11 protein-coding genes are annotated in these 11,689 nt (G+C 62.0%); 6 read left to right on the forward strand and 5 right to left on the reverse strand.

Annotated elements, in window-relative coordinates; all coding sequences use genetic code 11:
- Window positions 1-125: 125 nt before the first annotated feature.
- From FH041_RS12770 to FH041_RS12780, 3 genes are read left to right on the forward strand one after another with little or no spacing between them, the layout of a single operon-like run.
- Window positions 126-1,247, forward strand: coding sequence for a glycosyltransferase family 1 protein (locus FH041_RS12770; protein ID WP_027914533.1), 1,122 nt, complete (start codon window positions 126-128; stop codon window positions 1,245-1,247).
- Complete coding sequence (locus FH041_RS12775; protein WP_027914532.1) at window positions 1,240-2,004, forward strand: DUF2334 domain-containing protein; 765 nt, start codon at window positions 1,240-1,242, stop codon at window positions 2,002-2,004. The genes FH041_RS12770 and FH041_RS12775 overlap by 8 nt, the downstream gene beginning before the upstream one ends.
- Window positions 2,001-2,993, forward strand: coding sequence for a lysylphosphatidylglycerol synthase transmembrane domain-containing protein (locus tag FH041_RS12780; RefSeq protein ID WP_088522922.1), 993 nt, complete (start codon window positions 2,001-2,003; stop codon window positions 2,991-2,993). The genes FH041_RS12775 and FH041_RS12780 overlap by 4 nt, the downstream gene beginning before the upstream one ends.
- Window positions 2,994-3,176: 183 nt before the next feature.
- Here FH041_RS12780 and purU read toward each other — a convergent pair whose 3' ends face one another.
- The gene (purU, locus tag FH041_RS12790; RefSeq protein WP_027914530.1) at window positions 3,177-4,028 is read right to left on the reverse strand and encodes a formyltetrahydrofolate deformylase; all 852 of its coding nucleotides are present in this window, start codon (window positions 4,026-4,028) and stop codon (window positions 3,177-3,179) included.
- 280 nt (window positions 4,029-4,308) lie between these two features.
- On the opposite strand from purU, the gene mvaT reads away from it, so the two are divergent.
- The gene (mvaT, locus tag FH041_RS12795; RefSeq protein ID WP_023534419.1) at window positions 4,309-4,686 is read left to right on the forward strand and encodes a histone-like nucleoid-structuring protein MvaT; all 378 of its coding nucleotides are present in this window, start codon (window positions 4,309-4,311) and stop codon (window positions 4,684-4,686) included.
- Window positions 4,687-4,755: 69 nt separating this feature from the next.
- Here the strand turns inward: mvaT and sbcB are convergent, their stop codons facing one another.
- From sbcB to FH041_RS12810, 3 genes are all read right to left on the reverse strand, one after another.
- On the reverse strand, window positions 4,756-6,189 hold the full coding sequence (gene sbcB, locus FH041_RS12800; protein WP_049696488.1) for an exodeoxyribonuclease I: 1,434 nt from the start codon (window positions 6,187-6,189) through the stop codon (window positions 4,756-4,758).
- 160 nt (window positions 6,190-6,349) lie between these two features.
- Window positions 6,350-6,715: a PilZ domain-containing protein gene (locus FH041_RS12805; RefSeq protein ID WP_033695024.1), complete on the reverse strand. Its 366-nt coding sequence runs from the start codon at window positions 6,713-6,715 to the stop codon at window positions 6,350-6,352.
- Between the two features lie 115 nt (window positions 6,716-6,830).
- Window positions 6,831-7,217 carry a hypothetical protein gene (locus tag FH041_RS12810; protein ID WP_027914527.1) on the reverse strand — a complete coding sequence of 129 codons (387 nt, stop codon included), beginning with the start codon at window positions 7,215-7,217 and terminating at the stop codon, window positions 6,831-6,833.
- Between the two features lie 212 nt (window positions 7,218-7,429).
- On the opposite strand from FH041_RS12810, the gene pyk reads away from it, so the two are divergent.
- Window positions 7,430-8,884 (forward strand): pyruvate kinase, encoded by a 1,455-nt coding sequence (gene pyk, locus FH041_RS12815; RefSeq protein ID WP_027914526.1) that lies wholly within the window; start codon window positions 7,430-7,432, stop codon window positions 8,882-8,884.
- 80 nt (window positions 8,885-8,964) lie between these two features.
- Here pyk and FH041_RS12820 read toward each other — a convergent pair whose 3' ends face one another.
- A complete protein-coding gene (locus tag FH041_RS12820) occupies window positions 8,965-9,885 on the reverse strand; it encodes an iron-sulfur-binding ferredoxin reductase (protein ID WP_027914525.1) in 921 nt (306 codons plus the stop codon).
- Between the two features lie 280 nt (window positions 9,886-10,165).
- Between FH041_RS12820 and FH041_RS12825 the strand changes: the two genes are divergently transcribed.
- A complete protein-coding gene (locus FH041_RS12825; protein ID WP_028687217.1) occupies window positions 10,166-11,689 on the forward strand; it encodes a fumarate hydratase in 1,524 nt (507 codons plus the stop codon).

Below are 11,689 nucleotides of genomic sequence, written 5' to 3' on the forward strand. Positions count from 1 at the left end.
GCTGCCGGGCGATCAACCGCACAAGCTGATCGAACAAACTATCCTTCTGAAAGGTCAACTTCATGGCATGTCAACGCCGGTTTCGTTACCGCGCGATGACAGACCCGAAAGACGATCCCGGAGGGATGCAGATCGTGCACATTGCCGACATCACCATGTTCTACGCCCCGGCCAGCGGCGGCGTACGCACTTACCTTGATGCCAAACACCACCGCCTGGATGCCCTACAAGGTGTCCGTCACAGCCTGTTGATCCCCGGCGCCAGCGCTCGGCATGAAGGCGGTGTCTATCATGTGCCTGCACTACCCCTGCCCTTTGGCAAAGGCTACCGCTTTCCGGTACGCCTGGCGCCATGGTGCAACACGCTGCGCACGCTAAAGCCAGACCTGATCGAGGTCGGCGACCCGTACCTGACCGCCTGGGCGGCGCTTGAAGCGCGCCGTCAGCTGGACGTACCGGTCATTGGTTTCTATCACTCCGACCTGCCGCTGTTGGTGAGCAACCGCATGGGTAATTGGTTCACGCCCAACGTCGAGGCCTATGTCAGCAAGTTGTATGGCAATTTCGACCGCGTGCTCGCACCGAGCAAGGTCATGGCAGACAAGCTCCGCCGCCTGGGGGTACGTGATGTTCACGTGCAGCCGCTGGGCGTGGACCTGGAAACCTTCAACCCCGCACGCCGCGATCCACAGGTGCGGGCCGAACTGGGCATCGCCGACACCTGCCGGCTGCTGATCTATGCAGGCCGAGGCTCTCGGGAGAAGAACCTGCCCGTGCTGCTCGACTGCATGCGGCAGCTGGGGCGCGGGTATCACCTGCTGCTGGTGGGGTCCAACATGCCCGCCAATGTGCCCGACAACGTCAGCGTGATCGGCCAGTTCTGCCCACCTGACCAGGTGGCTCGCCTGATGGCCAGCGCCGACCTGTTGGTGCATGCCGGCGACCAGGAAACCTTCGGCCTGGTCATCCTCGAAGCCATGGCCAGTGGCACGCCCGTGGTTGCAGTGCGTGCCGGCGCCTTCGGCGAAATCGTCAACGACCAGTGCGGGCGCTTGTGCCAACCCAATGATGCCCGGGCAATGGCCCTGGCGGTGCGCGAGGCGTTCGAAGCCGGGGCGCGCAAGCTCGGTGCACAGGCCAGGCGACATGTAGAGCAGCATTACTCATGGGACAACGTGGTCAATGGCCTGCTTGAGCATTACCAGGCTGTACTTGGCCATCAACAGCAGGTGCGGGCACATGCTTGAGTCCGGTACCCGTTCCCGTAGCGTGATGCTGGTGCTGCATGATGTGGCCCCAGAGACGTGGCCAGATTACGAGCCGTTCGTGCAGGCGGTCGATGCATTGGGTAACGTGCCCATGACCTGGCTGGTGGTGCCCGACTTTCATCGGCGCAACCTGCTGACTCAGTCTCCCGGCTTCTGCCAGTTGCTCGATCGCCGTCTGGCCGCGGGTGACGAGCTGGCCCTGCACGGTTACGCCCATGCCGATGAGGGCCCCACGCCGCGTACGCCCGTGGACTACTTCATGCGGCGGATCTATACCCATGAAGGCGAGTTCTACGCGCTGGACGAACACCAGGCCATCGCCCGGCTACAAGACGGCCTGGCGTTGTTCGACCGTCAAGGCTGGCCTGTAGCAGGCTTCGTGGCCCCCGCGTGGTTGATGAGCCAGGGCACGCGGCAAGCGCTGCGCCAACTGCCGCTCAAATACACCAGCACCCCGCAGCACCTCTATCGCCTGCCGGACTTTACCGCCATCGATGCACCCGGTTTGGTCTGGAGCGCGCGCAGCGCCTGGCGCCGTGGTGTGTCGCGGGTGCTCAGCGACTGGCAATGTCGACGCTGGCAAGGTGCTAACACCCTGCGCCTGGGGCTGCACCCGGTGGACATGCGCCATCAATACTCACGGGACTACTGGCTGCGCACCCTTGAAAAACTGATCGAAGACGGGCGCGAACCCTTGACCAAGTCAGCCTGGCTGGAGCGGCAGGTGGCAGCATGAACCGCTGGCTGCTGCTGGGCTTGGCGCTGCTGGGCGCAGCGTTGGTGCCGGCACTGTTGGGCGGCAGCGAACTGCTGCCCAAGCTGAGCCGCTTCGACCCGCAGCTGTTGATGACGCTGGTGGGCATGATTCTGCTGTGCTGGGTGATCAACGCCTGCCGGATGCGCCTGCTGCTAGGCGATCAGGCAGTGCGCGTGTCGCGGGTGCGCACCTTGGGTGTGGTCATGGCCACCGAATTCGCCATCTGTACCACTCCAGGTGGTGGCGGCGGTCCCCTGACCCTGATGGCCTTGCTGGCCCGCGAGGGCATCAGCGCAGCCCGCAGCGGCGCGGTGTTCGCGATGGATCAGCTCAATGACTTGGTGTTTTTCTTCTGCGCCATGCTGGCGATCGCCGGCTATGCGTTGTTTCACAGCCTGGGGCGCAGCCAGGAAAGCATGTTGCTGGGCAGTGCGGCACTGCTGTGCGCGGCGCTGGCAGGCGTGGTGGCGTTGCTGCGCTACCGGCGCAAGGTGATGCGGCTGAATGGCAGGCTGCTGCAGCGCCTGGGTACCAGCGCACCGCGCAAACGGCGCTGGGCCCGTAAGCTGCTTCGTTTCGTGCAGGCACTGGCGCAAACCTGGCAGCTACCCAAGCGCACCCTGTTTCTGGTGTTCAGCCTGACGTGCGTCCACTGGGGGCTGCGCTTTAGCGTGCTGTACCTAGTGGTCAAGGGCCTGGGCGTGGAGCTGGCCTGGATCCCCAGTTTCCTGGTCCAGATGCTCTCGCTCAGCGCCGGTCAGTTCAGCATGATGCCCGGCGGCGCAGGCGCTGCCGAGCTGACCTCGGCCAGCCTGCTGACACCCATGGTGGGCAGCTCGACGGCGGCAGCGGCGATCCTGATCTGGCGCGCAATCACTTACTACCTGTATCTGCTCGCCGGAGGGCCTGTGTTCGTGTGCCTGCTGGCACGTCCGCTGCTGGAGCGCTGGCGGCGTCAGGTGGGTTGAGCGCTTGCCAAAGCGCAGCGGCACCGGGGAAGTCGGTGCCGTCGGTGTCCTGCAACGCGTCTGGATCGTAGCGGGCCAGGCAACCCTGGCCCACTACAGGGGGTGGAGAGGCTGTAGGCGTACCGCGCCGTCCCATTGGTCGATCCTCACGTTGCTCAAGAGGCTTGTATAGCAGCCCTGCTATCAGTCGAACACCACTGTCTTGTTGCCGTGCACCAGAACCCGGTCTTCCAGGTGATAGCGCAGGCCGCGAGCCAGCACCATTTTCTCCACGTCGCGCCCGAAGCGGACCATGTCCTCGATGCTGTCGGCATGGGTAACCCGCACCACGTCCTGCTCGATGATGGGGCCGGCGTCCAGCTCTTCGGTCACGTAGTGGCAGGTCGCACCGATCAGCTTCACGCCACGCAGCGCCGCCTGATGGTACGGCTTGGCGCCGACGAACGATGGCAGGAAGCTATGGTGGATATTGATGACCTTCTCAGCATAGTCCTGGCAGAGTTGCGGCGGCAGAATTTGCATGTACCGCGCCAGCACGACCACATCGGCTGCGTGTTCCTGCACCAGGCGTGACACCTCGGCAAACGCCGGGGCTTTATCCTTGGGGTCTACTGGAACGTGGAAGAACGGAATACCGTGCCACTCGACCATGCTGCGCAGGTCGTCGTGGTTGGAAATGACGCAGGGAATGTCGCAATCGAGCTCATCGCTGTGCCAGCGGTGCAGCAGGTCGGCCAGGCAGTGGGATTCGCGGCTGGCCATCAGCACGACGCGCTTTTTCTGGGCAGAATCGGTCACGCGCCAGGTCATGGAGAACTCTTCGGCGATGGGCGCGAACGCTTCGCGGAACGCCTCGATACCGAAGGGCAGCGACTCGGCGCGAATTTCATGACGCATGAAGAACCAGCCAGTCTGCTCGTCGGAGTGATGGCTGGCTTCGGTGATCCAGCCGTTGTACAAGGCCAGGAAATTACTGACTTTCGCCACGATGCCGACACGGTCGGGGCAAGCGATCACCAGACGGTAGGTGCGCATGAATAAGACTCCAGAACTCGCAAAGGCGCTTATTCTAGCGGCACGCTGAGAAAAACGCAGTAATGATTGCGACGTGCTGCATAGGGCCGCTGTGCCTATCAGGCGGGAATCTTCCGACAAGGTTTATGGATGAAACGGCAACCTATGTAAATTTTTGTTCACGTGGAGAATTACTGTCACAGCTAATCAACTGTTAATACATCAATCATATGTTTACTTGCGAGAATTGCCTGTTTACTATTGCTCCACACATTTCCGAACACGCATTAAGGAACACTCCATGTCCCTGATCAACGAGTACCGTGCTACCGAAGAAGCCATCAAGGAACTTCAGGCCCGCCTGGCCAACCTGTCTCAGGATGACAAGCTGAAAAAAGAACTGGAGTTCGAAGGCAAACTGCGCACCCTGATGGGCGAATATTCCAAGTCGCTGCGTGACATCATTGCCCTGCTCGACCCTGATGCCAAGATGAGCAAACTGCCGCGTGGCGCCGTGAAAACCACTGGCACCAAACGCGCGCGCAAGGTCAAGCAATACAAAAACCCGCACAACGGTGAAGTCATCGAAACCAAAGGTGGTAACCACAAAACCCTGAAAGAGTGGAAAGCTCAATGGGGCGGTGACGAGGTAGAAAGCTGGGCAACCCTGCTGGACTGATTGTCCATTGCTCGCTATTTGATATACGTAAAAAACGCCGGTTAATAACCGGCGTTTTTTTATGGGCTTTCAATTGACGGCAAACCGCGTTTGCAACGCGTTGGCATGCAGTTGCCAGGCTGTCAGCACTTGCTGTCCTGCTTCACCCGCGCCAGGCCAGGCTGCGGCCAGGGCCTGGGCGAAATCACCCAGGGTATTGGGCGCACCCCAGCGGGGGTCAGTCAGACGTTGCCTACAAAAATCCTGCCATCGCGCCCTGTCTTCATCGTTCAAGGTGTCGGGAAAGTTACGTGCACGGTAGCGAAAGAGCAATTCGGCCAAGCGTGGATCATCGAACATCCACTGCCCGGCGCCCAACTGGGCGGGCGCCAGCGAACGCACTTGATCGCATAACCGCCGGTCACGCTCGCCGAGAAACCGCTCATACAATTGCTGTTCAGGATCGTCACTGGCCGCAAAACCGTCTTGCGTATAAATAGGTGCCAGTTTTTCCTGCCATTGATCCTGTTGACGGACCAATGCCTCGGCGCGTCGTTGTAATGCGTCCAGGTCAATCCCCAGACGCGCTTGATCAGCCGGTCGTAATACAGAAAGGGGCGCCACCACCGGGCAGCGGTTGATCTGGATGAGTTTGAGCGGTACAGGGAGCTCGCCTTCGCCAAGGGCTTCTCGACGGGTATAGAGCCGCTGGCGCAAAGTTTCGGCGCGCTCTTCAATCAGCGGCAGGGTTTGCTGATGCAGATCGCAAACAATCAATGCATTGCGGTTTTTAGGGTGCCAGGCCAAAGGCAACACGACGCCCAAGTAATGACGCGCAGCACTGAAACGTCCAGAAATATGCACCATCGGCTGCAGCAGCCGTATCTGCTCCATGACCTTGTGCTTGCTGCGAAGCTGAAACAACCAGTCGTACAACTTTGGCTGCTTCTCGCGTATCAGCCGGGCAAGGGCAATGGTCGCCCGAACATCGGAGAGTGCCTCGTGTGCGTGGCCATGTTCGAGGCCGTTGGCCTTGCTCAACAACTCAAGGCGCAGACTGATGCGCCCTTCCTGCTGGGGCCATTGAATGCCATCGGGACGCAACGCGAACGCGGTCCTGACGATATCGATCAGGTCCCAGCGACTGTTACCGCCCTGCCACTCGCGTGCGTAAGGGTCGAAGAAGTTGCGGTATAGGCTGTAGCGCGTGACTTCGTCGTCGAAACGCAGCGTGTTGTAGCCGGCACCGCAGGTACCGGGTTGCGCCAGTTCGGCATGCACGCGCGCCATGAACTCGGCCTCGCCGAGTCCTTTTTCGGCCAACTGTTGCGGCGTGACGCCCGTCACCAGGCAGGCAGCAGGATGCGGCAATATGTCATCCGACAAGCGGCAATAGAGGTTGATCGGTTCGGCGATTTCATTCAGGTCGAGGTCGGTACGCACCCCTGCCATCTGCACGGGCCGGTCGCAGCGCGGGTTGATGCCGGTGGTTTCGTAGTCATGCCAGAAAATGCTTGAAGTCACAGGGCCGTCCTGTTGCAGGTTCGCCCTGATTCTAACGCGTTGAGCCGGGCCTGACGTCGGGCCAATGAAGCGACTTGGGGCCAGTAGGCCGTGCTACACAGCCCCTACTGACCCGGACCGATCTCATGGACGGGCGTCAGCAATCGGCAATACCGACCTGTCAAACCGAGGTAGAGGAGGCGCGAAAACTGAAGTACTCCTGCAAGGAGCGCACAAAGTCGTCGTATTCGCGAGGCGCCTGCAACAACATGAAGCCCGAATCGTAGTACCCAGGCGTCTGGTCCTCGCGGCACCACAGACAACTGGCCGTAAGGTTGACGAACTGATGCCCACCCCCCGTCAACGGCAGGCGCAACTGCAATTCGTAATCGGGGCCCACCATGACCGGCAGCTCGCTGATCAGCATCATGCCGTTTTCAGAGGCATTGCCCAGCTGGCCCATCTCCTGCCCATTGAAGCGATTGAATACCTTCAGGACAAAAGGCAACTGGTGGCGGTCGATATGTCGTTTATTGAATAGCGTCAAGGTCAGTCCGTCCGCGATGCCAGGAACGCCTGGTACTGGCGGTTGTTGTATCAGTTGAGTTACAGGTTAGCGCACGCTGCGACAAATCTCCCCGTCAATACAGCACTCCTTGGCATTAGCGCCAAGGTACGCTCGGCGCTGGCCTGGTCACGGCCGGCTCGCCACCCCGGTAATGACCCAGCTTCTCCAATGTTTGCAGACGCGCCTGGGCACGGTAGGCATATTCATTGCCCGGATAGCGCTGGATCAGGTACTGGTAGGTCTGTGCGGCATCCACGTACAACGCTTGCCGCTCCAGGCACTGCCCGCGCAGCAACGCCACTTCCGGGTGGATGAAAGGCCGGGCGCGGCTGGTGCGGTCGACCTGGGACAGCTCCAACATTACCCGCTGGCAATCACCGCGATCATAAGCGCGGTAGGCATTGTTGAGATGGTGGTCCATGGACCAGCGGGTACACCCGACGGCACTGGCCGCGAGGGCTAAAACGATCAGCATGCGCATGGGAGTCTCCTTTGCTGAAGAGCGTATCGGCCGGCCCATCGGATTCTTCAACGGTCGGCACGTATCGCGTGCAGTGGCCCGACCACGCCAGCCAGCAAATGCGCGCGACTGTCACCTGCACAGTTTTCCAAAGCCAGGTAGTGCAACCTAACGATGACTACAGCCCGATTCAGGAGTAGCCTCTCGCTGCGCTTCACTATAGGAGTCTGTGCATGACCATCCGCCGTACCAAAATCGTCGCCACCCTTGGCCCCGCCAGCAATTCGCCGGAAGTGATCGAACAGTTGATCCTCGCCGGCCTGGACGTGGCTCGCCTGAACTTCTCTCATGGCACTCCGGACGAGCACAAGGCACGCGCCCGCCTGATCCGTGAAATCGCTGCCAAGAATGGCCGTCACGTGGCCTTGCTCGGCGACCTGCAGGGTCCGAAGATCCGCATCGCCAAGTTCGCCAACAAGCGCATCGAACTGAAAGTCGGTGACACCTTCACCTTCTCGACCGCTCATCCGCTGACCGAAGGCAACCAGGACATCGTCGGTATCGACTACCCCGACCTGGTCAAGGACTGTGGCGTTGGCGACGAACTGCTGCTCGACGATGGCCGCGTGGTCATGCGCGTCGAAACCGCGACCGCCGACGCCCTGCACTGCGTGGTGATCATCGGTGGACCGCTGTCGGACCACAAGGGCATCAACCGCAAAGGTGGCGGCCTGACTGCACCGGCCCTGACCGAGAAGGACAAGGCCGACATCAAGCTGGCTGCCGAGATGGACCTGGACTACCTGGCCGTGTCCTTCCCGCGTGACGCCAGCGACATGGAATACGCCCGCAAGCTGCGTGACGAGTCTGGTGGCAGCGCCTGGCTGGTGGCCAAGATCGAACGCGCCGAAGCGGTTGCTGACGACGAAACCCTCGACAAGCTCATCGCAGCCTCCGACGCCGTCATGGTTGCCCGTGGTGACCTGGGCGTGGAAATCGGCGACGCCGAGCTGATCGCCATTCAGAAAAAGATCATCCAGCACGCCCGCCGCAACAACAAGGCAGTGATCGTCGCGACCCAGATGATGGAGTCGATGATCCAGAACCCGATGCCGACCCGTGCCGAAGTGTCCGACGTGGCCAACGCCGTGCTCGACAACACCGACGCCGTGATGCTGTCGGCCGAAAGCGCCGCCGGTTCATACCCGATCGAAGCCGTCCAGGCCATGGCGCGCATCTGCCTGGGTGCCGAGAAACACCCAACTAGCCAGCGCTCCAGCCACCGCCTGCACACCACGTTCGAGCGCTGCGACGAAAGCATCGCCCTGGCAGCCATGTACACGGCTAACCACTTCCCAGGCGTGAAGGCGATCATCGCCCTGACCGAGAGCGGTTATACCCCGCTGATCATGTCGCGCCTGCGCTCGCACGTACCGATCTTCGCCCTGTCTCCGCACCGCGCTACCCAGGCCCGTGCCTCGATGTTCCGGGGTGTGTACCCGATCGATTTCGACCCGGCATCGCTGCCGGCCGACAAGGTCAGCCAGGCCGCCGTGGACGAGCTGCTCAAGCGTGGGCTGGTCGAGCAAGGTGACTGGGTGATCCTCACCAAGGGCGACAGCTACCACACCATCGGCGGGACCAACGGCATGAAGATCCTGCATGTCGGTGATCCGCTGGTCGGCTGATCGGCTGACGAGCCAGGGTCGCTTCGCGCGCGTTCCCCCGTGAGCAAGCGGCCCTGTGCAGGCACTGCAGACACGTCGGCTCAGACGTGCTCGACAAAGCTGTCTGCGAACACCTGCCCCCTCGGCACGCCGGCGATGAACAGCCTTCGGGCAAACCGTTCGACGCTGGCGGGCGCGCCGCACAGCAGGGCCAAGGTCTGTCTCGATGAAGGCCGCAGCGCCGCCAGTGTTTCCTCCAGCTGCGCTGTCACCACCAGTTCCACGCTCACACCTGGCAACTGCTGCAACGGTGCTGCCAGGTAGTGCCCTGCGCGGTCGCGGGCCACGTGCAGCAACCGGATCTCCCCCCGATGCCCTTGACGCAACGCTTCGCGCACGATGCCCCATAGCGGTGCAAGCCCGGTACCGGCAGCCAGTAGCCATAACGGCCGGTCCTGCCAGTCAAGGTCGTAATGCAATGCCCCACCCCTGACTTCGCCAAGGCGCAACGCATCGCCCACCCCCAGCGCCCGTGCCTGGTCACAGAAAGCACCGGGACGATGGCAATCGATATGAAACTCCAGGCAATCATCCTCACCCGGCAGGCTGGCCAGTGAATAAGGCCGCGCCACCCCACCCAACCAGAGCACCGCGTGTTGGCCTGGCTGGTAGCGGACGCTGCGCTCGGTCCGCAGGCGCAACCGCAACACATCACCGAACCAGTCCAGTTCGCTGACAACGCCGCCTACGCCGTCGCGCAAGGGATCGAACACGTCCACGCGCAAGTCTTCTACCACGCGGCACTGGCAGGCCAGGCGCCAGCCCACGGCATGCCTGTCCAACGCCAGGGCTTCTGGCAGGGCATCGAGGGGCAACCCGTGCTCGCACCGTACCAGGCACGCATGGCAGCGCCCTGCACGGCAGCTGTAGGGCACATCAAGCCCTGCCTCGTTCAAGGCATCGAGCAAGTTGGCGCCAGTCGGCACTGTCCAACAACGCGTGCCCACGCTAAGTTCGGGCATGTTCACTCACCTCTTCAAACCCCTTGTGCCGATGGACGCGACCGCGTGCCCGTCGATTCTAATGCCCTGTACTGTGCCGAGCAGCAAAAAGGATGCCGGCCACCGGCCAGACCATGGTCCTGACCACTCGCAGGTGTTTCACCGGGGCAGGCGCGCTATACTGCCGCGCCTTTTTTGCGTCGGCAGGCTGTCGGCGCGCCTTTGCAAGGCGTTTCGACAGGCTGGTCGGCTCCGTCGAACGTCTCACTGAATGTTCCCGTCTTTAAGAGGAGCGCGCTGCATGACCGTGATCAAGCAAGACGACCTGATTCAGAGCGTTGCCGACGCCCTGCAATTCATCTCGTACTACCACCCCGTCGATTTCATCCAGGCCATGCACGAGGCCTACCTGCGCGAAGAGTCGCCGGCTGCGCGCGACTCCATCGCCCAGATCCTGATCAACTCGCGCATGTGTGCCACCGGTCACCGGCCTATCTGCCAGGACACCGGCATCGTCACCGTGTTCGTGCGCGTGGGTATGGATGTGCGCTGGGACGGCGCCACCTTGAGCGTGGACGACATGATCAACGAGGGTGTGCGCCGCGCCTACAATCTGCCTGAAAACGTCCTGCGCGCATCGATCCTGGCCGACCCGGCCGGCGCCCGCAAGAACACCAAGGACAACACCCCGGCCGTCATCCACTACTCCATCGTCCCCGGCGACAAGGTCGAGGTCGATGTTGCAGCCAAGGGCGGCGGTTCGGAAAACAAGTCCAAGATGGCCATGCTCAACCCGTCCGACTCCATCGTCGACTGGGTGCTCAAGACCGTTCCGACCATGGGCGCTGGCTGGTGCCCGCCTGGCATGCTGGGCATCGGCATCGGCGGCACCGCCGAAAAAGCCGCGGTCATGGCCAAGGAAGTGCTCATGGAGTCCATCGACATCCATGAGCTCAAGGCACGCGGCCCGCAGAACCGCCTGGAAGAAATCCGTCTGGAGCTGTTCGAGAAGGTCAACCAGCTGGGCATCGGCGCCCAGGGCCTCGGTGGCCTGACCACCGTGCTCGACGTCAAGATCATGGACTACCCGACCCACGCCGCCTCGCTGCCGGTGTGCATGATCCCAAACTGCGCGGCCACTCGCCACGCCCACTTCGTGCTCGACGGCACGGGCCCGGCGCAGCTGGAAGCGCCGTCGCTGGACGCCTACCCCGAGATCGTCTGGGAAGCTGGCCCAAGCGCCCGACGTGTCAACCTGGACAGCATCACGCCCGAAGAAGTGGCCAGCTGGAAACCGGGTGAAACCATCCTGCTCAACGGCAAGATGCTGACCGGCCGGGATGCCGCCCACAAGCGCATGGTCGAAATGCTCAACCGCGGCGAAGCACTGCCGGTGGATCTCAAGGGCCGCTTCATCTACTACGTTGGTCCGGTCGACCCGGTAGGCGACGAAGTGGTCGGCCCTGCTGGCCCCACCACCGCCACGCGCATGGACAAGTTCACCCGCCAGATCCTGGAGCAGACCGGTCTGCTGGGCATGATCGGCAAGTCCGAGCGCGGCCCGACCGCCATCGACGCGATCAAGGACAACAAGGCCGTTTACCTGATGGCCGTAGGTGGCGCCGCCTATCTGGTCGCGCAAGCCATCCGCAAGTCCAAGGTCCTGGCCTTTGCCGAGCTGGGCATGGAGGCCATCTACGAGTTCGAGGTCAAGGACATGCCAGTGACCGTGGCCGTGGACAGCAACGGTGAGTCGGTGCACATCACAGGCCCCGCCTTGTGGCAGAACAAGATCGCCCAGAGCCTGGCCGTCGAAGTGAAGTAA

It is taken from the genome of Pseudomonas sp. SWI7, assembly GCF_006351945.1.
GTDB lineage: Bacteria > Pseudomonadota > Gammaproteobacteria > Pseudomonadales > Pseudomonadaceae > Aquipseudomonas > Aquipseudomonas fulva.